Source organism: Vibrio ruber DSM 16370 (assembly GCF_900163965.1).
GTDB classification, from domain to species: Bacteria; Pseudomonadota; Gammaproteobacteria; order Enterobacterales; family Vibrionaceae; genus Vibrio; species Vibrio ruber.
In genome coordinates, this window is record NZ_FULE01000031.1 from 209,883 (window position 1) to 232,753 (window position 22,871).

At 46.9% G+C, this 22,871-nt stretch carries 20 protein-coding genes and 1 pseudogene; 11 read left to right on the forward strand and 10 right to left on the reverse strand.

The window, feature by feature from the left end; translation table 11 throughout:
- Positions 1-14 precede the first annotated feature (14 nt).
- Entirely contained in the window at positions 15-1,037 is a 1,023-nt protein-coding gene (gene epmB / locus VR7878_RS11770; protein ID WP_077336282.1) for an EF-P beta-lysylation protein EpmB, read from the reverse strand.
- A 34-nt stretch (positions 1,038-1,071) separates the two neighbouring features.
- Here epmB and efp point away from each other — a divergent pair, with 34 nt between their 5' ends.
- Both efp and VR7878_RS11780 read left to right on the forward strand, forming a co-directional pair.
- Entirely contained in the window at positions 1,072-1,638 is a 567-nt protein-coding gene (efp, locus tag VR7878_RS11775) for an elongation factor P (RefSeq protein ID WP_077336283.1), read from the forward strand.
- A gap of 275 nt (positions 1,639-1,913) precedes the next feature.
- On the forward strand, positions 1,914-3,302 hold the full coding sequence (locus tag VR7878_RS11780; RefSeq protein ID WP_077336284.1) for an SPFH domain-containing protein: 1,389 nt from the start codon (positions 1,914-1,916) through the stop codon (positions 3,300-3,302).
- Positions 3,303-3,421: 119 nt separating this feature from the next.
- Here VR7878_RS11780 and frdD read toward each other — a convergent pair whose 3' ends face one another.
- From frdD to frdA, 4 genes are read right to left on the reverse strand one after another with little or no spacing between them, the layout of a single operon-like run.
- Positions 3,422-3,784, reverse strand: a complete 363-nt coding sequence (gene frdD / locus VR7878_RS11785) for a fumarate reductase subunit FrdD (RefSeq protein WP_077336285.1) — start codon at positions 3,782-3,784, stop codon at positions 3,422-3,424.
- 10 nt (positions 3,785-3,794) lie between these two features.
- On the reverse strand, positions 3,795-4,178 hold the full coding sequence (frdC, locus tag VR7878_RS11790) for a fumarate reductase subunit FrdC (protein WP_077334508.1): 384 nt from the start codon (positions 4,176-4,178) through the stop codon (positions 3,795-3,797).
- A gap of 3 nt (positions 4,179-4,181) precedes the next feature.
- Complete coding sequence (locus tag VR7878_RS11795) at positions 4,182-4,922, reverse strand: succinate dehydrogenase/fumarate reductase iron-sulfur subunit (protein ID WP_077336286.1); 741 nt, start codon at positions 4,920-4,922, stop codon at positions 4,182-4,184.
- A 2-nt stretch (positions 4,923-4,924) separates the two neighbouring features.
- Complete coding sequence (gene frdA / locus VR7878_RS11800) at positions 4,925-6,727, reverse strand: fumarate reductase (quinol) flavoprotein subunit (protein WP_077336287.1); 1,803 nt, start codon at positions 6,725-6,727, stop codon at positions 4,925-4,927.
- 236 nt (positions 6,728-6,963) lie between these two features.
- On the opposite strand from frdA, the gene epmA reads away from it, so the two are divergent.
- The 5 genes from epmA to cysE all read left to right on the forward strand — a co-directional run bounded on the left by epmA (position 6,964) and on the right by cysE (position 11,177).
- On the forward strand, positions 6,964-7,941 hold the full coding sequence (gene epmA, locus VR7878_RS11805) for an elongation factor P--(R)-beta-lysine ligase (protein ID WP_077336288.1): 978 nt from the start codon (positions 6,964-6,966) through the stop codon (positions 7,939-7,941).
- Between the two features lie 191 nt (positions 7,942-8,132).
- A complete protein-coding gene (locus VR7878_RS11810; RefSeq protein ID WP_038179204.1) occupies positions 8,133-8,567 on the forward strand; it encodes a rhodanese-like domain-containing protein in 435 nt (144 codons plus the stop codon).
- A 56-nt stretch (positions 8,568-8,623) separates the two neighbouring features.
- Positions 8,624-9,100 (forward strand): protein-export chaperone SecB, encoded by a 477-nt coding sequence (gene secB / locus VR7878_RS11815; RefSeq protein WP_077336289.1) that lies wholly within the window; start codon positions 8,624-8,626, stop codon positions 9,098-9,100.
- Between the two features lie 164 nt (positions 9,101-9,264).
- A complete protein-coding gene (gpsA, locus tag VR7878_RS11820; protein ID WP_370737086.1) occupies positions 9,265-10,299 on the forward strand; it encodes an NAD(P)H-dependent glycerol-3-phosphate dehydrogenase in 1,035 nt (344 codons plus the stop codon).
- Between the two features lie 53 nt (positions 10,300-10,352).
- Complete coding sequence (cysE, locus tag VR7878_RS11825; RefSeq protein ID WP_077336290.1) at positions 10,353-11,177, forward strand: serine O-acetyltransferase; 825 nt, start codon at positions 10,353-10,355, stop codon at positions 11,175-11,177.
- A 147-nt stretch (positions 11,178-11,324) separates the two neighbouring features.
- On the opposite strand, the gene VR7878_RS11830 is transcribed toward cysE, so the two are convergent.
- The 3 genes from VR7878_RS11830 to argE all read right to left on the reverse strand — a co-directional run bounded on the left by VR7878_RS11830 (position 11,325) and on the right by argE (position 16,297).
- Positions 11,325-11,864: a PadR family transcriptional regulator gene (locus tag VR7878_RS11830; RefSeq protein WP_077336291.1), complete on the reverse strand. Its 540-nt coding sequence runs from the start codon at positions 11,862-11,864 to the stop codon at positions 11,325-11,327.
- A 365-nt stretch (positions 11,865-12,229) separates the two neighbouring features.
- Positions 12,230-14,863: a phosphoenolpyruvate carboxylase gene (ppc, locus tag VR7878_RS11835; protein WP_077336292.1), complete on the reverse strand. Its 2,634-nt coding sequence runs from the start codon at positions 14,861-14,863 to the stop codon at positions 12,230-12,232.
- 297 nt (positions 14,864-15,160) lie between these two features.
- The gene (gene argE / locus VR7878_RS11840) at positions 15,161-16,297 is read right to left on the reverse strand and encodes an acetylornithine deacetylase (protein WP_077336293.1); all 1,137 of its coding nucleotides are present in this window, start codon (positions 16,295-16,297) and stop codon (positions 15,161-15,163) included.
- Positions 16,298-16,544: 247 nt separating this feature from the next.
- On the opposite strand from argE, the gene argC reads away from it, so the two are divergent.
- From argC to argH, 4 genes and pseudogenes are all read left to right on the forward strand, one after another.
- Positions 16,545-17,549, forward strand: coding sequence for an N-acetyl-gamma-glutamyl-phosphate reductase (gene argC / locus VR7878_RS11845; RefSeq protein WP_077336294.1), 1,005 nt, complete (start codon positions 16,545-16,547; stop codon positions 17,547-17,549).
- Between the two features lie 7 nt (positions 17,550-17,556).
- Positions 17,557-18,351 carry an acetylglutamate kinase gene (gene argB / locus VR7878_RS11850; RefSeq protein WP_077336295.1) on the forward strand — a complete coding sequence of 265 codons (795 nt, stop codon included), beginning with the start codon at positions 17,557-17,559 and terminating at the stop codon, positions 18,349-18,351.
- A gap of 101 nt (positions 18,352-18,452) precedes the next feature.
- Positions 18,453-19,670, forward strand: coding sequence for an argininosuccinate synthase (locus VR7878_RS11855; RefSeq protein ID WP_077336296.1), 1,218 nt, complete (start codon positions 18,453-18,455; stop codon positions 19,668-19,670).
- 94 nt (positions 19,671-19,764) lie between these two features.
- Positions 19,765-21,144 (forward strand): annotated as a pseudogene (gene argH / locus VR7878_RS11860) (argininosuccinate lyase); the annotation flags it as partial.
- Positions 21,145-21,410: 266 nt separating this feature from the next.
- Here the strand turns inward: argH and VR7878_RS11865 are convergent.
- Both VR7878_RS11865 and VR7878_RS11870 read right to left on the reverse strand, forming a co-directional pair.
- Positions 21,411-21,659 carry a DUF3624 domain-containing protein gene (locus tag VR7878_RS11865; protein WP_077336297.1) on the reverse strand — a complete coding sequence of 83 codons (249 nt, stop codon included), beginning with the start codon at positions 21,657-21,659 and terminating at the stop codon, positions 21,411-21,413.
- A 330-nt stretch (positions 21,660-21,989) separates the two neighbouring features.
- Positions 21,990-22,733, reverse strand: coding sequence for a glutathione peroxidase (locus VR7878_RS11870; protein ID WP_077336299.1), 744 nt, complete (start codon positions 22,731-22,733; stop codon positions 21,990-21,992).
- Between the last annotated feature and the right edge of the window lie 138 nt (positions 22,734-22,871).

Consider the following 22,871-nt stretch of genomic DNA (forward strand, 5'->3'; position numbering starts at 1 on the left):
CTCTAAGTTTCCGGTTATTCCAGATGTAAATCCAGTGGTGTCTTACTGCTGCGTCCGCCGATTTCCCGGGTCAGTCTGGGGACGAGATAACCGGATACTCGTTCAATCACACCAGCCATAATGGTTTTTGCTGCTTCATCTGAGACAAAGAAGTGTGCTGCCCCCTGAACCTTATCCAGAACATGCAGATAGTAGGGAAGAATGCTCGCCTGAAACAGCGCTTCACTCAGTTTGACCTGAGCGTCTACCGAGTCATTGATTCCCTTGAGTAGTACCGCCTGATTGAGCAAAGTGACTCCCGCCTGACGCAGAGACATCATCGCCTGACGAAGTGATGCATTGATTTCATTGGCATGATTGATATGAGAGACAAAAACGACCTGTAAACGGGTTTGAGCGAGTAAATCCGTGAGTGCCGGGGTGATTCGCTCTGGAATTACGACGGGTAAGCGGGAGTGAAACCGCAGTGTCTGAACATGTGGGATTAAAGCAATCTGCTCGATGAGCCAACGGAGTTCATGATCTTTTGCCATGAGTGGATCGCCACCGGACAGAATCACTTCGTTCAATTCAGGATGTTGTGCGATGTAAGTTAAGTTTTCCTGCCAGATGGCTTTATTGCCCTTATTGTCCTGATAGGGAAAATGGCGGCGAAAACAGTAGCGACAGTTGATGGCACATGCGCCTTTTAAAATCAGCAGTACCCGATTGTGATATTTGTGCAACAGCCCCGGATGTTGATTGTTTTGTTCTGCCAACGGATCAGTTGAAAATCCGGGCAGGACTTCAAACTCCTGACTGAGTGGTAGCACTTGACGTAACAATGGATCAAATGGATTGCCTTTTTCCATACGCTCGACAAAGCTCAGCGGTACCCGTTGTGCGAAAAGTTTTCTGGCTTTAAATCCTTGCAGCCAAGGTGTGGGATCAATTTCCAGATATCTGAGTAGTTGCTCTGGATCTGAGATCGCATTCGCAAGTTGTTTGAGCCAGTTTTGCTCAACAGATTCAATTTTTCGGGTTATTATGTGCGACATTGAATTTAACTCGAAGTATAAGTAAGAGGAAATAATGGCTACTGTTAGCACGAATGAATTTAAAGGCGGTCTGAAGATTATGATCGATAATGAGCCTTGTGTCATTCTCGAAAACGAGTATGTAAAACCAGGCAAAGGTCAGGCATTTAATCGCGTTAAAATCCGTAAATTGCTTTCCGGCAAAGTGTTGGAAAAAACCTTTAAGTCCGGAGACTCCGCAGAAGTCGCAGATGTCATGGATCTCGATCTGGATTATCTTTATTCCGACGGCGAATTCTATCATTTTATGAATAGAGAAACATTCGAACAAGTTGCTGCTGATGCAAAAGCTGTCGGTGACAATGCGAAATGGTTGGTTGAAAATAACGCATGTATGCTGACACTATGGAATGGCAATCCAATCGCTGTCGCGCCACCTAACTTTGTTGAACTGGAAGTGACTGAAACTGATCCGGGTCTGAAAGGTGATACTCAGGGAACCGGCGGCAAACCTGCGACATTATCGACCGGTGCAGTAGTTCGTGTACCGCTGTTTATTCAGATTGGTGAAGTCATCAAAGTTGACACGCGCACTGCTGAATATGTCAGCCGCGTGAAGTAATTCTTCCCTCCCTATCTTTCTTGATATGAGAGCGCCTTCAGCGGAGGCGCTCTTATTTTTACCTTGCCAGATGCCCTTTCTGTTATTCATCTCATTGCTTATTTATATTTGTTATTTCTATCATTAGAGAAATGATATTCATTTATTTTATTATCATTTTTCACTATATTACGTGCTGCTTGAAAATCGGGATTGATAATTTTCAGCGATGGATTCGATGACATCGTCGCAATCTATTTTCATTTTATGGGTTTGATTCAATATTGGATAAGAAAATGCAGTTTGATGCTAACAATAAACGTCAGTTATTACGTAAGGGCTTGAAGGCCGCAGTGTATGGTTTACCTGTTTTGGTTGTGGGATTAACCATTAATAGCGCCTTCTTAATGACGGATGCCGGGTACACCTATGTTCACCAGAATAATATCACGGGTCAGTTAGATGTATTTACTGAGCCGGGCTTTCATTTTCGAATGCCCTTTTTGTCAAAAATAACGCAGTATGATCAGGTGATTACGGTTTCTTTTGGCAATAATACCGGGGAAGATTTCTATCAAAAGCTTGATTCAATTCAAGTGCGATTTGCGGATACTTATATTGGTAAAGTGCCCGTTACATTTCGTTTCAAGCTCAGTTCTGACCCGGAAGCGGTCAAAAAAATGCATCGAGAGTTTCGGAATAATAAAAATGTCATTGATGCACTATTGGTGAAAAATGCGCGAAATGTGACCGTTATTACCGCGACTCAATATACGGGCGAAGAGTTCTTCCAAGGTGGACTCAATCAATTTAAATCAAAGCTTGAAGATCAGTTACGTGAAGGTATTTATTTGACGGAACGAAAACAAGTTGAAGTTGAAGAAATGGATTTAGCGCCGATTGGTATCAATCAATCCAACTCACATAAATTACAGAAAACACAACAACTTGTTTGGAAAACAGTACCCGTGACGGATGACGCTGGTATGCCGGTTCGACAATATAACCCATTACAACAATACGGGATTCAGGTGACGCAGGTGACTATCGGCGACCCATTGCCAGAAAAACAGCTTGATCAACTGTTGGCGGATAAAAAGCGCTTGGTGGCAGATAGAATCCGTGCCATCCAAGAGCAGGAAACTTCAAAAGCACAGGCAGAAACGGAACAATTACGTAAAGAAATTCAACGCACACGTGAAGTTCAGGATGCGCAACGCAGTAAAGAGCTTGCAATCATTGCTCAACAACAAGCGGTGGCTGTGGCCCAGCAAATTGCCGAGCGTGAAATCGTTGAAGTTGAGAAGACCAAACGTTTAGCTGAAGTGGATAAAGAAAAAGAACTTGCGATTGCGCAGGCGAACCTGTCGATTCAAAAAGCCAATGCGTTATCGGCTGAATTTGAAGCAAAAGCGATTATCGCAAAAGGGCAGGCAGAAGCTGAAGTGTTGAAAGCTAAATATGCCGCTTTAGGTGCAAACCGTGAGGTTTATCTGGCTGAATTACATCGAGATGTTGCAAACGTACTTTATAACAATTTGAAAAACTTCAAAGTTCAAATGCCTGAAAACTATATTGGTGGCGGACGAGAGGATGGTTTGAAAACCAATTTAGATGTGTTAACCGCGTTTGGTGCTTTAGGTGTGATGGATCAAGCTAAAAACGCCCAAACGAATAAAAAATAGAATTTTCTGTTCCTCATAGTGCGTTTCTTGAGTAAAGAAACCGTCACTTTACGCAAAACGTAAAAAAGCTGAACCGTACGGTTCAGCTTTTTGTTTTCATCACAAGATAATGTCAGCGATTAAATCATAAAGATAAAAATCACAGACAGCGCCGTAATGATGCTAGCAATGCCATAACAAGCGATTTTGCCCGCGACACCGGTATGGATTTTCAGGTCATGCATCCCGTGGTGAACACGGTGCATGGCGTGCCACATTGGAAGGGCAATCGTGGCAATCACAAACAGTGCGCCAATAATGTTGGTCGCAAAGCCAGCAACACGGTCATAGCTCAGCGCGTCTGCATCAAGCATACCCAGCGGCCCCATAATCCCCAGTACCAAAATGGTGATTGGGGTAATCATGGCAAACCATGTCCCACCGGCACCGAACAGGCCCCACCAGATTGGTTCGTCTGAACGTTTTGGATTTTGATTAATCACGCGTGCCTCCTTAAACGATGATGAGCACAAAAACAGAAATCACGGCAACAGCAACCCATTGGCTCAGCACGATAATTTTCTTATCAATCAGCTTGCCTTTCAGGCGCATGGGTACCACTTGTGGCATCATGCCGAAGAACGTATGGGCATGGAACAGGCTGGCGATGAGCGCTACGATGTTGATCGCAATGACCAACGGATTCGCCATAAAGTTCAGCCAGGATTGCCATGCCTCCGGTCCTTTCACCAGACATCCCAACCCGACGGTGAGGAATAAGGTAAACAGGATTAAAGGAAGCACGGTTGCCTCACGGATCATATAAAAGCGATAGAACGGATGACTTTTCCACCATGTCCGCTTCATTTCTCTTACATAGGGCTTACGATTACTCATCTCTTATGCCTCCTGAGGTTTCAACATCGCAATGACAAAGTCCATCGACGACGCCACTTTTCCTTGGTTGACCGCCGCTGCCGGATCAACACTCTTCGGACAAACCTCAGAGCAGTAGCCGACAAAAGTACAACCCCAGGCACCATTTTCGCCATTGATCAGTTTCATCCGCTCAGCCTGACCATGGTCACGGCTGTCGAGATTATAGCGATGCGCCAGTGTCAGCGCGGCCGGACCAATAAACTCCGGATTCAGACCAAACTGCGGACAGGCGGCATAACACAAACCACAGTTGATACAGCCGGCAAACTGTTTGTACTTTGCCATTTGCTCCGGGGTTTGCAGGTTGGTGCCGTCTTCCGGTTTGCGGTCGTTACCGATGATGTAAGGTTTGATTGCTTCCAGACGCTCAATAAACGGGGTCATATCGACAATCAAATCTTTCTCAATCGGGAAGTTCGCCAGCGGCTCGATTTTGACACCATCCGGGTAGTCGCGCAGGAAGCTTTTACAAGCGAGTTTCGGCACACCGTTGACCATCACGCCACAAGAGCCACAAATCGCCATCCGGCAGGACCAGCGATAGGAGAGATTCTTATCCAGATGATCTTTCACATATGAAATCGTGTCGAGGATCGACATGGTTTCATTGAAAGGGACCTCGAAAGACTGTAAGTAAGGTTCCGCATCTTTTTCCGGGTCATAACGCAGAATATCCACTTTTTGCATACGTTGGGTGACCATGATTAATTCTCCTCTGCGCGCTGTTTGGCTTCTTCTGCAGCGGCTTGCTCAGCAGCGGCACCGTAAAGACGAGCTTTCGGTTGTGACTTGGTGATGGTGACATCACTGTAGTCAATCCGGGGGGCCGCATCTTTTTGATAGAAGGCCAGTGAGTGTTTGAGGAAGTTCACATCGTCACGCTCGGTACAGCCTTCATCAAGACGTTGGTGAGCACCACGGGACTCTTTACGGAGAATCGCTGAGTGAACCATCGCTTCAGCAACTTCCAGACTATGACCGATTTCAATCGCGTACAGCAGGTCGGTATTGAAGACTTTGCCTTTGTCTTTAATGCTGATTTTTTTATAGCGTTCTTTCAGTTCAGCCAGTTTATCAACGGCCTCTTGCATCAGATCTTCCTGACGGTAGATCCCGCAGCCCGCTTCCATCGCATTGCCCATTTCAGTACGGATATCGGCCCAGTTTTCATCGCCTTCTTGATCCATCAGGGATTGAATGTGTTGCTCGACCGCTTTGACCTGCGCTTCAATGGCTTTATCGTTCCAGCCTTTGAATGCTTCAACACGTTTAACCGCATGTTCACCGGCAACTCGACCAAACACAACTAATTCCGCCAGCGAGTTCGAGCCGAGACGGTTGGCACCGTGCAGACCGACCGAAGAGCATTCACCGACCGCGAATAAGCCTTGGATCCGGGTTTCGCACTGACCGTTGGTTTCAATCCCGCCCATGGTGTAGTGCACTGTCGGACGGATTGGGATTGGCTCTTTGACCGGATCGACATTGACGTAAGCTTTGGCCAGCTCACAGATAAATGGCAGACGCTCATGCAGATATTCCGCCCCCAGATGACGCAAGTCTAAATGAACGACATCACCGAGAGGGTGCTTGATGGTATTGCCTTTTTGCTGCTCGTGCCAGAACGCCTGAGACACTTTGTCACGCGGGCCGAGCTCCATATATTTGTTTTTCGGCTGACCGACCGGCGTTTCCGGTCCCATGCCGTAATCTTGCAGATAACGGTAGCCATTTTTATTGACGATAATCCCGCCTTCGCCCCGACACCCTTCGGTCATCAGGATCCCGGTACCGGGCAGACCGGTCGGGTGATATTGGACAAACTCCATATCGCGTAGCGGTACGCCATGACGATAAGCCATTCCCATACCGTCGCCGGTGACAATGCCGCCATTGGTATTACATTGATAAACACGGCCTGCGCCACCGGTTGCCAGAACGACAGATTTTGCTTTAATCGTAACCAGTTCGCCTTCCGCCATATGAATGGCAATCAAACCCTGCACTTGACCGTCATCGACCAACAGGTCAACAACGAAGTATTCGTCAAAGCGTTTGATTTGTGGATACTTCATGGATGTTTGAAACAGGGTATGCAGCATATGAAAACCGGTTTTGTCTGCGGCAAACCAGGTTCTCTCGACTTTCATCCCTCCGAAACGGCGGACATTAACCTCACCATTTTCTTTCCGGCTCCAGGGGCAGCCCCATTGCTCCATCTGGATCATTTCCCGGGTTGAGTTTTCAACGAAATACTCCACGACATCCTGTTCACAAAGCCAGTCCCCACCACCGACAGTGTCGTTGAAATGGTTATCTAAGCTATCCTCATCCTTGATAACTGCTGCGGAGCCTCCTTCTGCGGCAACCGTATGTGAGCGCATAGGATATACTTTTGAAATCAGAGCCACCTGTAAATCAGGATTGGCTTCTGCTGCAGCAATCGCAGTACGAAGACCGGCACCACCAGCGCCGATGACTGCGATATCTGTGGTAAGTGTTTGCACAGTTATCCTCCAGTGAGTAATTTGCGGGAACCCCCGCTTATTATCTAAAAACATAATGCTTTTAGGGTCTTTTTAGTCTAATTGAAGTCATGTGCTGAAAAAATTGATTTCGTTAGGTTTTTAATCGAATATCATGCTTTATTATCGATATAATTATCCCATGTGTGATTGCTTTCACGTTTTACATTTGATGGCATATCTCAATGGGATTTTATGATGTAAGGGACCCACTTTTTATGGCGAATCACCTATCTTGGAAACCTACGATTTCAATGTTTCACCTGCGTGAACGAGCCCGATTTATCAATGCGATCCGCCATTTTTTGACGGAAAGAGGCGTTTTGGAAGTGGAAACCCCGTCGATGAGTCTGGCGACGGTGACGGACGTTCATTTGCAAACCTTTAAAAGTCAGTTCTTCGGACCTGATTTTGCCTCTGGTCGTGATGTTTATCTCATGACTAGCCCTGAGTTTCATATGAAGCGTCTGCTTGCTGCAGGTTCCGGTTCGATTTTCCAGTTGTGTAAAGCATTCAGGAATGAAGAGAGTGGTCGTCATCACAACCCTGAATTTACTTTGTTGGAATGGTATCGGGTCGGGTTCGATCACCACCAGTTGATGGATGAGATGGATGATTTGCTGCAAGGTATCCTGGTGTGTCCGCCCGCCCAACGGATCACTTATCAGCAGGTGTTTGCCGAGCATGTCGGCGTCTGCCCTCTATCCGGTGAGATGGAGGAACTGCGCATGAAGGCACAGCACTTTGGTTTTGCTGACATTGCTGAGCATGAACAGGATCGGGACACGCTACTACAACTCTTGTTTAGTATGGTCGTGGAGCCGGCGATTGGGCAGACGGCGCCGGTATTTGTCTATGATTTTCCCGCCTCTCAGGCGGCTCTTGCCCGTGTGAGTGCTGATGATCTCCGGGTCGCTGAGCGGTTTGAAGTCTATTTTAAAGGGATTGAGCTGGCGAACGGTTTTCATGAACTTGATGATCCGCACGAACAGTTACGCCGTTTTGAAGCCGATAATGAGCAAAGATTACAGATGGGGCTGGCACCACAACCCATTGATTATCATCTGATTCAGGCACTTGAGGCCGGTTTGCCACATTGTGCCGGTGTTGCGCTGGGTGTTGATCGGTTAGTGATGCTGGCACTTCGTCAGTCTCATATACAGGACGTCATTGCGTTTCCTTTTCCGAATGCTTAAGAAGGGCCGAAAGTCTCGAAGGCCGGACAGTGCTTTGATACTGACTCGGCCTTTAAAACAAATCTGCATGAGTGATTCCTGACAGGTAAAGTTTATCGCTCTTGCGGTTTATGATGTGAATCACTCGCGTCTTCGGAATAACATCGTTATACTCCCAATCTGTTTTTGAACTGCAATATAAGAGACAGGACATGCAGGAGTATATTGAGTTTTTCCAGCAGAATATGATTCTTTCGCTGGCTTGGGTAGGTATCTTAGTTGCACTTATCCTGAATATTTTTAAATCATCCACTGCTAAATACCAGACTATCTCGGTGAACGAGTTAACACATCTGATCAATAAAGAAGATGGTATTGTGGTTGATATCCGTTCTAATGAAGAATTCAGACAAGGGCATATCACTGATGCAGTGAATTTGTTACCTTCAGAAATTAAGTCCGGATCTTATGGTTCTCTTGAAAACCGTAAATCCACCCCCATCATTGTCGTATGTAAAACAGGACAAACTGCACAGGAGAGTGCCACGTTGTTGGCCAAAGCTGGTTTTGAAAAGGTGAGCCTATTGAAAAATGGTCTTGTTGCCTGGAATGAAGCCAATCTTCCTCTTGTTCGTGGTAAAAAATAGTACAATCCTCAAGGAATGACATTCTTTGGTGATTTTGAATCAATAAGGAAAATATCATGTCTGAAGCAGCGCAACAGCAAGAACCGCAGCAGAACTTTGCCATCCAGCGCATCTATTTGAAAGATGTCTCTTTTGAAGCACCTAACTCTCCGGTTATATTCCAGAAAGACTGGAATCCGAACGTCAATTTGGATCTTGATACGCAAAACAGAGAACTGGGTGAAGGCATCTATGAAGTCATTTTGCGTCTGACTGTGACCGTGAAGAATGAAGATGACACTGCATTTTTATGTGAAGTTCAGCAAGCCGGAATTTTCTCTGCTGAGCAGATGGAGCCCGGTCAACTGGCGCATTGTTTAGGTGCATTCTGCCCGAATATTCTTTTCCCTTATGCACGTGAAACCATCTCTAGCCTTGTTGTGAAGGGAACATTCCCACAACTGAATCTGGCTCCGGTTAATTTTGATGCACTGTTTATGAACTATTTACAACAGCAAGCATCTCAGGAAGCTCAGCCAGAGAATGCTTCTTAAGCGTGTCATTTGACCGTTAGCGGTATTTTTTGGCAATTATTATTACCAAATAAAAATTACCAAATAAAATGCACACGACATCAGCAAGGTGTTATGTGCATTTTTTGTATATCTTTTGTATAACATAAGCATCGATAGTGCATGTTGAACTGAATGGACAAAATATTGTGACTTCACATACCGATTTGATTACCCGAAACTCAATCGCGATGACGGTCATTGGCGCGGGTTCTTATGGAACATCTCTTGCCATCTCTCTGGCTCGGAATGGCGCGAATATTTTACTTTGGGGACACGACCCGCAGCATATGCAGCAATTAGATGCGGATCGGGAAAACCGGGCTTTTTTACCGGACATCCCTTTTCCTGAAACACTGATTGTGACTTCAGACTTAAAAGCTGCTGTTCAGGCGTCGCGCGATTTGTTGATCGTTGTTCCCAGTCATGTTTTTGGTGAAGTTTTACAACGAATACAGCCATATCTCAGAGCAGATAGCCGTATCTGTTGGGCAACCAAAGGGCTGGAGCCTGAAACCGGCCGTCTGCTACAAGACGTCGCTCATGATATTGTCGGTGAGCAGCACGCTTTGGCTGTGATCTCGGGGCCGACATTTGCTAAAGAGCTGGCGATGGGAATGCCGACGGCGATATCAGTTGCTTCGGCCGACAGTCAGTTTGTCGCTGATTTACAAGATCAGATTCACTGTAGTAAGACGTTCCGGGTGTATGCAAATTCTGATTTTATCGGATTACAGCTCGGTGGGGCGGTGAAAAATGTGATTGCTATTGGTGCCGGTATTTCTGACGGGATGGGATTTGGTGCCAATGCCAGAACCGCATTAATTACCCGGGGGTTGGCCGAAATGAGTCGCTTGGGCGTCACACTGGGAGCTGCACCAGAAACGTTTATGGGCATGGCCGGGTTAGGTGATTTAGTGTTAACCTGTACGGACAATCAGTCGAGAAACAGACGGTTTGGTCTGGCGCTCGGACAGGGCAAGTCGGTGGATACGGCACAACGTGATATTGGGCAGGTCGTCGAAGGTTACCGCAATACGAAAGAAGTCTGGCTGCTGGCTCACCGTATGGGAGTTGAAATGCCGATTGTCGATCAGATTTATCAGGTCCTCTATCAAGGCAAAGATGCCCGCATTGCAGCGAAAGACTTACTCTCAAGAGATAAAAAGGCTGAGCATTAATTAACAGATGGTTGTGACACCTCAATCAATATAGAGAACAGAGAACTCAGATAATGAAGCAATGTGCAAAACATAAGGCTGTGTGGCAAACCATTGTTCAAGAAGCCCGGGAAATGACGGAACAAGAACCGATGCTGGCGAGTTTCTATCATGCGACGATTATTAAACATGAGAGCTTGTCTGCCGCGCTGAGTTATATTCTGGCCAATAAACTGCATACGATTTCGATGCCGGCCATGGCCGTTAGAGAAGTGGTTGAAGAAGCGTTGCAGTCAGATCCGTGTATTGCTGAGTCAGCGGCTTGTGATATTTGTGCAACTGTCACTCGCGATCCGGCGGTGGGGAGATATTCGATCCCGTTATTGTATCTGAAAGGGTTTCATGCACTGCAAGGATACCGGGTGGCTAACTGGCTGTGGAAGCGGGGGAGAACAACGCTTGCCAGCTATTTACAGCATCAAATTTCGGTCGCCTGTCAGGTTGATATTCACCCCGCGGCCCAGATTGGGCGGGCGATCATGCTGGATCATGCGACCGGCATTGTGATTGGTGAAACTGCCGTGATCGAAAATGACGTCTCAATTTTGCAGGATGTCACCCTTGGCGGAACCGGGAAAGAGTGTGGTGACCGACATCCGAAAATTCGTGAAGGGGTGATGATTGGTGCCGGAGCCAAAATCTTAGGAAATATTGAGATTGGTAAAGGGGCCAAGATCGGCTCGGGTTCCGTGGTCTTACAAGCTGTGCCACCGCATACAACTGTTGCGGGTGTGCCTGCGAAAATCGTCGGTCGGCCACAGACAGATATGCCATCACTGGACATGGATCAGCAGTTCAATGGGCATTCGCAAATGTTTGTTGACGGGGACGGTATTTAAAAAGGACATGCTGAAAAATAAAGCTGACGATCTCAGAGCAGAGCTTGCTCATCTGACGTTGTCGGATGCTTATTGAATCAACCCGTTTCTGTCAGCCGTAAATAAAACCAACAAGGGATGCCATCGGCATCCCTTGTCACTACTGCATTAAGCGAGATCGTTTAATGTTTCCAGTGTTTCTTCTGCCCATTCAAGCCATGCCTGACGAGCCAGAAGGTTACGGCGAAGTGTTAATCGCTCCAGCTTTTGCTGTTTATCCAGAGAGGCTGGATTCGCATAGTAAGCGGCTTCAACTTCCTGATAGTGAGCAACAAACTTCTTCGATTCTTCGATCAACTCAATCAGCTGTTCGCGATAGGGTTTCTCGTCTTGTACAGAGCAAGCCATCAGCTTAGCACTGAACTCATCGCGAACCGTCGGATGGGCTGTCGGTTGATCAAACCATTGACTCAGGGCCTGACGTCCGGCATCGGTAATCGAATAAACTTTACGATCCGGTTTCCCTTCCTGAGGTTCCAATACGCAAGTGACAAGTCCCTGCTGACCCATTTTATTTAGTTCGCGATAAACTTGTTGGTGACTTGCTTTCCAAAAGTAACCGATACTCGAAGAAAACTCTTTGGTAATATCGTATCCCGTCGCATCGCGTGTACTTAAAACAGTAAGAATAACGTGTGGTAATGACATGTCTTCAATCCAAATGGTTAATTAACACAATGGGTTTGGATATTGCTGAACTTTCTATGGCTCAATCTTAAACTCATCCAAACAATCACCGGCCTAAAAATTAGTTGCCGGATATGTCACCTTAAAAGCCGTTCATCACCTAATTGTTAGTATAGTAAATTAATATAACTTACTGACTGCAACGCCGTTATTTTATGAGAATGTTGCAGCGGTTGGATAGTATATCTAATAATAAGCAAGGAGTAGAATAAACGTGTGGAAAAATGCAAAAAAACTGATAAAATACTCAATTGATGGTTTTGTTAGCATAAAAGGCCGCACAATTGCGACCTTTTGGTTGTTAAACAGAATAATATCCTGGTGGTTTAGCCGGTGTTACGCATACCTGCTGCAATACCCGCAATTGTAACCATCAATGCTTCTTCAAGTTCTGCCGGTGGTGCATCATATTGGCGCGTTCTGTAGAGCAATTCAGCCTGAAGCATGTTGAGTGGTTCGACATAGATATTTCTCAGGCGGATGGATTCTTGTCCCCACGGATCACTCTGCATCAGGTTCTCATTGTTTTCGACATTCAGTACCGTTTGGATATCTTGCTGGAGTTGTGCCCGCAGCCGTTGCCCCAATTTTCTCAGGTGTTCATCGACAAGGCGTTCGTCGTAATACTGGGCGATTTCCAGATTACATTTCGAATACACCATTTCCAGCATACCTAATCGGGTTGAGAAAAATGGCCATTCACGACACATCTCTTCTAATAGCGCCTGATGTCCTTTATCAATCGAATACTGGATGGCTTCTCCCGCACCGAGCCAAGCCGGTAATACCAAACGATTCTGGCTCCACGAGAAAATCCATGGAATCGCCCGCAGACTTTCAACGCCACCATTAGGGTTACGTTTGGCAGGGCGAGAGCCCAACGGCAGTTTGCCCAATTCCAGCTCTGGTGTTGCTTGGCGGAAATAAGGGACGAAATCAGGTTCACCCCGAACCACCTTCCGGTAAGCTTCACACGAGATCTCAGATAGCACTTCCATCAAATCCCGCCACTCTTGTTTTGGCTCCGGAGGCGGTAATAAGTTGGCTTCCAGAATTGCGCTGGCATAAAGATTGAAGCTGTTGATTGCAACATCCGGCAGGCCTAATTTGAAACGAATCATTTCGCCCTGTTCTGTGACGCGCAAACCACCTTTCAAACTTTTCGGTGGTTGTGACAGGAGTGCCGCATGAGCCGGTGCACCACCGCGTCCCAGCGTACCGCCGCGACCGTGGAACAAGGTCAGTTCGATACCTTCTTCTTCACTGACTTTCACTAAGGATTCCATCGCACTGTATTGTGCCCATCCTGCGGCCATTACACCGGCATCTTTGGCGGAATCTGAATAGCCGATCATCACCATCTGATGGTTCTGAATGAAACCGCGATAGATATCGATCCCCATCAACTGGCGGATGACCGACTCAGAACGATTGAGGTCGTCTAAAGTTTCGAACAGCGGACAAACATCCATACGATAAGGGCAACCGGCTTCCTGCAGCAGCAAGTGAACCGCGAGGACATCAGAGGCGGTTCTCGCCATTGAAATCACGTAAGCACCGAATGCTTCTTTCGGGTTTGCAGCAATGATCCGGCACGTATCGAGCACTTCCTGAACGGGCTCAGACGGTTCCCAGTCACGAGGAATGAGCGGGCGTTTCGAGCTTAGCTCATTGGTAAGGAAAGCTACTTTATCCGATTCGCTCCATTGATCATAATCACCTAAGCCTAAATAGCGAGTCAGTTCAGATAACACATCCGAATGGCGGGTGCTCTCCTGACGAATATCGAGACGGACAAGGTGGACACCAAATGCTTTGATCCGGCGCAGCGTATCTAACAGAGAACCATCGGCGATTGAACCCATGCCACATTCATGCAACGACTGATAACAGGCATACAGCGGTTCCCACAATTGACTGACGTTTTTCAGTGGCGCTTTCACCAACAATTGCTGGCCTTGAATTTTTTCACCGAGGATATCAATTGTTTCGGTCAGCAACTGACGGATATCTTTCAGAATGGCACGGTAAGGTTCGTGCTCTTCTTCTCCGGCGAGACTGCGAACCTGATCGTTACATTTGGTCATCGACAGTTCGCTGATCAATTCATTGACATCCCGCAGATATAAATCCGCTGCTTTCCAGCGGGAAAGGAGCAGCACTTCGCGGGTGATTTTGTGTGTGACGAATGGGTTACCGTCCCGGTCTCCGCCCATCCAGGAAGAGAAGTGGACGGGACGGGCGTCAATCGGTAGCCCTTCTCCGAGATAATCTTCCAGTCGTTCATCCAGTTCACGCAGAAATTCCGGCACGGCTTCCCAGAGCGAATTCTCAACGACCGCAAAGCCCCATTTAGCTTCATCCATCGGGGTCGGACGTTGTTTACGAATCACATCGGAGTGCCAGAATTGAGCGATTAGCTGTTCGAGACGGCGTTCTGCTTTATGACGCTCTTTGGGAGCTAGCTCGCTGAGTTCCAGACTCGACAGACACTGGTTAATTTTGACCAGCTTATTGATCATGGTGCGGCGGGTAATTTCCGTCGGGTGAGCGGTGAGTACCAGCTCGATATTCAAATCGCGAATCGCTTGCGCGGTATCTAGTTTACTGATCTTGTTCTGGGTCAGTTTGTTAAAGAGTTCGTTGATCGCGTCAGGAGTACAAATATGAGCATCGCAGTGGCGAGAGATCGTATGATATTGTTCGGCAATATTCGTTAAGTTCAAAAACTGGTTAAACGCCCGGGCGACCGGTGTAATCTGATCATCGGATAGATTCTTGATCTCTTCGACCAAAGTGTCCCGATCGGCTGGGTTACCGTCTTTGAGTGATTTCGAGAGTTTCCGTATCGTCTCTACCTTTTCTAAAATAACGCTGCCATCGGCATCGAGGATTGTCTTACCGAGCAATCTGCCGAGCATACTTACGTTACTTTTTAGCGCTGTATATTTTTCGTTCATTGTCATCCTGCCTTGAAAAAAAACTACATCCAATGTTCTTGTTTGATCTTGCTATATCATGGATTTTCTCCGGTCAAACTTCATATAGAGTAACAATATTCTGTTTGTTGTCTATATGAATAGATTAAATAATAAATGGATTTTGAGCGTTTTTTGTTGAAAGTTTCTTTCAAAATGACCCGAATGGTTAATCCTGTTTCAGGCCATTTATGTGCTTCAACATACGGCTCATGCTAAACAATGCTGCTGGCACTGTCGTCGCGGCATATGGTGAGCCATCCGCATGACGATTTGTGATCAAAAACAATATTTGTAAATCGATTTGGTCAGGAGATCAATGGTCGGATCGATATACTCAAAAGCAAGGAATTCATCCGGCTGGTGGGCTTGATCGATTGAACCCGGCCCCATGACGAGTGTCGGACAGAGCTGTTGCAGATAAGGCGCTTCAGTGCAGTAGTTGACTGTTTCCGCTTCTCGTCCGCTTAACTGATGAATTTGTTCGACGAACGGATGATCTTTCTGACACTCATACCCGGGAATTGAATCATGCAATGGTTTCATTTCGATACGGCCGGGCCACTTGGCTTCCAGTTCCTGAAGCGACTCTCGTAGCAGATGATCAAGCCCTTCAAGGCTCATTCCCGGCAGCGGTCTGACATCATAGTGTAGTTCACAACAGCCACAAATCCGGTTGGCACTGTCTCCGCCGTGAATATGCCCCAGATTGAGTGTCGGTGTCGGGACTTCAAAGCCCGGATGATGATAGGTTTTAATCAGCCGCTCTCGTACCTGCATCAGGGTAAACAAGATCTCATGCATGATTTCTATCGCATTGACACCCAATGCCGGATTTGATGAATGCCCGGATTTACCGGTAACCCGGATCGCATTGGCAACATGGCCTTTATGCGCATAGACCGGCACAAGGCTGGTTGGTTCACCGATGATGCAGTAGTCCGGCTTAAATGGTGCGCTTTCGGTAAAGTGGCGCGCGCCCATCATCGTCGTCTCTTCATCACAGGTTGCCAGAATATAAAGTGGCTTGGTTTGCTTCTGCCAGTCGATTTTTTGGACGGCTTCTATAATAAAGGCGAAGAAGCCTTTCATGTCAGCAGTGCCCAGACCGTAAAAACGTTGATTCGATTCGGTCAGAGCATGAGGGTTGAAATTCCACTGACCTTCATCAAAAGGAACGGTATCGCTATGGCCGGACAGCAACAATCCTCCTTCACCATCACCTTTTTTCGCGATGAGGTTGTGCTTATGAGGCGCGACAGTGTCGATTTGTACTGAGAAACCTAAAGTGCTCAGCCAGTCTGAAAGTTTTGCAATGACGGCTTCATTGCCTTCATCCCAGCTTGGATCTGTCGAGCTAATGGAAGAGGTTGAAATGAGGTCTTGATAAACCGTCTTGAAATTAGGGAATTGCATAGAATCTTTGCTCCTGCTATTGACAGAGTTAGGCTGAGAAGGTAAAAAGCATATTAAATCATTTTTTTTGAATAAAAAACCATAATTCAACGAAAAACAGCATATGAATAATCATTTTTCGTTTAATGTTTAACCAGATTGTCTGTGTTTGAACTGATGTTCAAGTGCTGAATCAAACACTCAACCGTTTTATTAAAAGATAACGCGTTTCACTCAAAGATACAGTCAAAAAATCGGATGCAGGGATATGTTAAAAACAACCATTATCGGAGCCAGTGGCTACACAGGTGCAGAGCTTGCCCTGATGGTCCATCAACATCCTGAGCTAACGCTATCAGGTTTGTATGTTTCCGCCAACAGTGTGGATGCCGGAAAGCCGATTGCTCAATTGCATGGACAACTGGCCGGACGGATTGATATGCCGGTTCAGGCTTTGGTCGATCCGGAACAAGTTGCTCAGGAATCCGATGTGGTTTTTTTAGCAACCGCCCATGAAGTCAGCCATGAACTCGCTCCTATTTTTCTCGCGCATCAGTGCCAAGTGTTTGACCTGTCGGGTGCGTATCGTGTCAATCATCCCGATTTTTATACTGATTTTTATGGCTTTGAGCATCAGCATCAGACGCATTTGGAGCTGGCTGCTTATGGTCTGGCGGAATGGAATCAAACTGCGATTCAGTCCAGTCAGCTTGTGGCTGTCGCCGGGTGTTATACAACTGCCGCACAACTTGGCATTAAGCCGTTACTGGTCTCTGAACTGATTGATACGCAGCAGTGGCCGGTGATTAATGCGACCAGTGGTGTCTCTGGCGCAGGTCGTAAAGCGACCATGACCAATAGTTTTTGTGAAGTGAGTTTACAGGCCTACGGTGTTTTTACGCATCGTCATCAGCCTGAAATCGTTGCTCATTTAGGATGTGATGTGATTTTTACGCCACATCTGGGTAACTTTAAACGCGGTATTCTGGCAACGATCACCATGAAACTGAAACCGGGTGTCACGGCAGCGGACGTGACCGCAGCCTTCACACAAGCTTATGCGCAAAAGCCAGCTGTACGTTTATGTGGTGAGACCCTGCCCCGGTTACAACATGTCGTGAACACCCCATTCTGCGATATCGGCTGGAAAGTACAGGGGGAGCACGTGATCGTGATTTCGGCCATTGATAACTTGTTGAAAGGTGCTTCGAGTCAGGCAATGCAGTGCCTGAATATTCACTATGGTTACCCTGAACTGACAGCATTAATTTGAGGAACGCATGGAACAATTATCTCATCCGGTGGTAATTAAGCTTGGCGGTGCAGTGCTGGGAAGTAGTGAAACACTGGCGAAGCTTTTTGAGACGGTGGCACAGTACCGGCAGAGTCGTCCGATCGTGATTGTTCATGGCGGGGGATATCTTGTCGATGAACTGATGTCCAAGCTTCAGTTTGCTACGGTTAAAAAGCATGGTCTGCGGGTCACGCCATACGATCAGATTCCGTTTATCACCGGTGCTTTAGCCGGTACAGCCAATAAAATGCTACAAGGCGAGGCGATTAAGAGTGGCCTGAAAGCCGTTGGTTTATGTCTGGGTGATGCCGGTTTGTGTCAGGTTGAAGAGCTCGATCCGGAGTTGGGGGCTGTCGGTCGTCCGTCTGCCGGTGACCCAACCGTTGTCAATGCGATCATGCAAGCAGGCGGCGTGCCGGTTATCAGTTCGATCGGTCTGACTGCCAGCGGGCAAATGATGAACGTGAACGCTGATGATGCAGCGGTTGCGGTTGCCAAAACACTGGATGCTGAACTGGTGCTGCTCTCGGATGTCAGTGGTGTGCTGGATGGGGACAAACAGTTGATTGCCCGACTGGATGCTCGTCAGGCTAATCAACTGATTGCCGAGGGTGTGATCACCGATGGTATGATTGTCAAAGTGAAAGCAGCGCTTGAAGCGGCTGATGATTTAGGCCGCGCGATCACGGTTGCCGGCTGGCGGTCGCCAGAATTGCTGGCCCATGTATTTTCCGGTGATCAGCACAGCGTCGGAACCCGTTTTTATCCCACAACAAAATAGTTTCATTCATTAGACTGTTTTGTTTCAATAGATTTTTACAGAGTAGAGAAACGCTTGGCGCTGACCGCCATGTGCAGAGCCGAGACATTGGAGAAGAGATTATGAGTAAGGTTCAAGTAAACAAAGTTGTTGTTGCATACTCTGGCGGTCTGGACACGTCAGTGATTATTCCGTGGTTAAAAGAGAACTACGGTTGTGAAGTGGTCGCATTTGTTGCCGATGTCGGTCAGGGTGCTGAAGAGTTGGTCGGCATCGAAGAGAAAGCGATTGCTTCCGGTGCATCTGAATGTCATGTGGTTGACCTGAAAGATGAATTTGTTGCCGAATATATCTATCCGAGCCTGAAAACCGGTGCTTACTATGAAGGGAAGTATCTGCTCGGTACCTCAATGGCGCGTCCGGTCATTGCTAAAGCGCAGGTTGAAGTGGCGCGTAAAGTCGGTGCGGATGCTCTGGCTCACGGCTGTACCGGGAAAGGGAATGATCAGGTGCGTTTTGAAGGTGCCTTCTCTGCATTAGCACCGGATCTTCATGTGATTGCGCCGTGGCGTGAGTGGGATTTGGAAAGCCGTGAAGAGTGTCTGGATTATCTGGCTGAACGGAATATTCCTTGTGCTGCGTCACTGACTAAAATCTATTCGCGTGATGCTAATGCATGGCATATCTCGACTGAGGGTGGTGTTCTGGAAAGCACTTGGAATGCACCGAATGATGATTGTTGGGCATGGACCGTTGATCCGAAGAAAGCACCGGATGCGGCGGAAACTGTCACTCTCAAAATTGAAAATGGTGAAGTCGTTGCCGTTGATGGTCAGGCGATGTCACCTTATGAAGTGCTGATTTGTCTGAACGAGAAGGGTGCGAAGCATGGTGTCGGTCGGATCGATATCGTCGAAAACCGTCTGGTCGGGATGAAATCTCGTGGTTGTTATGAAACTCCGGGAGGCACGATTATGATGGAGGCGCTGCGTGCCGTTGAGCAGTTGGTTCTGGATAAAACAGCATTTGAATTCCGTGAAGAGATCGGGATTAAAGCATCTCATCTGATTTATGATGGTCGTTGGTTTACCCCATTACGTGAGTCGGTGTTTGCCGCAGCCGAGTCACTGGCAAAAGATGTCAACGGTGAAGTCGTGATCGAACTGTATAAAGGTCATGCCACTGCGATTCAAAAACGTTCTCCAAATAGCCTTTACTCAGAAGAGTTTGCGACATTTGGTGCCGATGATGTGTATGACCAGAGTCACGCAGGTGGATTTATCCGTCTATACTCTCTTTCAAGTCGTATCCGATCGCTGAATGCAGCAAAACAAAAATAACTAGCAACGTTGGTGTGCAATAAAAAGGCGGATCCGGACTTCGGTCCGGATCCCTTTTCTCTTTAATAAAGATGTAAATGGCAGGAGAGATATAATGGCATTATGGGGTGGTCGGTTTACTCAGGCAGCAGATACAAGATTTAAAGACTTTAATGATTCTCTTCGTTTTGACTACCGTCTGGCTGAGCAGGATATTATCGGCTCAGTGGCTTGGTCGAAAGCATTGCTATCCGTCAATGTGCTGACTCAGGATGAACAGCAGCAGTTAGAAGCAGCGCTCAATGAGTTAAAAGCTTCCGTGGTTGCTGATCCGGAACAAATTCTGCGTTCAGATGCTGAAGATATCCATTCGTGGGTTGAGCAGCAGTTGATTGATCGGGTCGGCGATCTGGGCAAAAAACTCCATACCGGCCGTTCACGTAACGATCAGGTCGCGACCGATTTGAAATTGTGGTGCCGTGCTCAGGGTGAAGTATTGCTGGATGCGTTACAGCGCTTACAAACGAAGATGGTTGAGGTAGCCCAAGCCAATCAAACAACCGTACTCCCGGGATATACCCACTTACAACGTGCTCAGCCCGTCACCTTTGCCCATTGGTGTCTGGCCTATCTGGAAATGTTCGAGCGGGACAGTTCGCGTTTGCAAGACGCGCTGCAACGTCTGAATACTTGTCCGCTGGGCTCCGGTGCTTTAGCGGGGACCGCTTATGCGATTGATCGTGAGCGGTTGGCTCAGTCACTGGATTTTCAACGTGCAACCCGTAATTCTTTAGATGCCGTGTCCGATCGGGATCATGTCATGGAACTGATGTCAGTTGCATCGATTTCGATGTTGCATCTGTCTCGTCTGGCAGAAGATCTGATTTTCTATAACTCGGGTGAAGCCGGATTTATTGAACTTGCTGATACCGTTACCTCTGGCTCTTCGCTGATGCCACAGAAGAAAAATCCGGATGCACTGGAATTGATTCGTGGTAAAACGGGGCGTGTCTATGGGGCATTGGCTGGCATGATGATGACAGTCAAAGCGTTGCCACTGGCGTACAACAAAGACATGCAGGAAGACAAAGAAGGCCTGTTTGATGCCTTGGATACATGGTATGACTGTCTCGAGATGACAGCCCTTTGTTTTGAAGGCATTCAAATCAATGGTGAACGGACGCTGGAAGCTGCCAAACAAGGGTATGCTAATGCAACCGAACTCGCGGATTACCTGGTTGCGAAAGGAATTCCGTTCCGTGAAGCACACCATATTGTCGGTGTTGCTGTAGTGGGGGCGATTGCGAAAGGCTGCGCGCTGGAAGAACTGTCTCTGGATGAACTTCGTGAATTCTCCTCAGTGATTGATGAGGATGTATACGGTACTTTGACAATTGATTCTTGCCTGAAACAGCGCTGTGCTTTGGGTGGCGTATCGCCAGAGCAAGTGGCTTATGCCGTTAAACAGGCACAGCAACGTCTCGATGAGCAAGATTAAAATCGCAGTCTTTGATGGTCAGTCATTGAGGCAGATAGCGGATACGAACAGCTCACCTAGTTAGTTTGATGAGCCTTCACGAATGAATGATCAAAAAAGATCGATTTTTTGGGAACCAATTAAGAAAGGCAGGGTCTACCTTTATACCACTGCTTTTTCTTAGATGAATCTAAGAGGCCCCGAGACTGAATTTGGTCTTGGGGCTTTTTCTTTGCGGCTGATTTTTGCTGCGGTGGCAGTGGCTGATTGAGGCTTGAATATATTTAATGGTGTTTGCTTTTTCGCAATGGCAGGATGATAAATTTCATCCATAAATGCAGACAGAGCAGCAGATGAACGGCAAGCCCGAACCCGATCAGCGCAATCCCTTCGACCGATTTGATATGGTGCTCTCCCCAAAGCAGCCAGCTTCCCCAGAATAAGAGACACAGGACGCTTAACTGATTCATACAGCGCTGACAGCGGCCTATTTTTTTCCAAAACCAGCCTGATTCACAGTTGTTACAAGTCATTCCAAGCGTTTATCGAGCGAATAAAAGGCAAGCGTAGGTGAGGATATGAGGGGAATCAAGCAAAAAAATTACCCCGGCTCTCTCTTGGGGGAAGAAAGAACCGGGGTCGAAATGTATTACAGTCTATTTTTAGTCCGTGATACACCGAAACAGAGCCAATGTTATGGACATTAACACTGACTCAACTCCCGAGATTAAAGCGAATTAATCTAAGTAAAGTGCAGGCAGTTTGAATGCTAAGTCATCAGTAAGTGCCAGAGCTTATTTTTATTGTGACTGGCTTATAAACCTCCGGGTGACCCGGAGGGCGTATCTTTAATTTATGGCTGATTAGTTTGTGGTTGATTCACGGAAGTAAATATCCAGTTCTTCACTACCACCGATATGTTTGCCACCAATATAGACCTGAGGAACGGTTGAGCGCCCGGTAATAGCACGCAGGCTGACGGTTGTTGCGTCTTTGCCCAGAACAACCTCTTCGTATTGCAGACCACGGTCAATTAAGGTCTGTTTTGCTTTCGCACAGAATGGGCAGCCCGGTTTGGTAAAGATCGTGATGGATTCCTGAAGCTGATGTCCCGGAGAAATATAGTTCAGCATGGTATCGGCATCGGAAACTTTGAATGGGTCACCGGGTTCATTGGGTTCAATAAACATCTCTTCAACAATACCGTCTTTGACCAGCATGCTGTAACGCCATGAACGCTGACCAAATCCAAGATCGTGTTTATTGACTAACATGCCCATGCCGGCAGTAAACTCACCATTACCGTCCGGGATGAAAGTAATGTTGTCGGCTTCCTGATCGTTTTTCCATGCGTTCATCACGAATGTATCGTTCACAGAGACACATAAGATTTCATCAACACCATGCTCCTGAAATACAGGGAATAACTCATTGTAGCGTGGCAAGTGACTTGAAGAGCATGTTGGTGTAAATGCACCGGGAAGGCTAAAAACGATGACCGTTTTTCCTTTGAATAATTCATCAGTTGTTACATTGACCCACTGATCCCCCTGACGCGTTGGAAAGGTAACTTGTGGTACGGGTTGGCCTTTTTTAGATGTCAACATATTCGGTGTCCTTTAAAGTTCAAATGTTTTTCGAAGTTATATCAAGTGTCGGGCACTTGTTTTTGTTTTGATGTGTCCATTATTCAAAAAAAACTTTGATAGCTCTAATCGTTTGATGCTATGGTTTTGATAGATGTA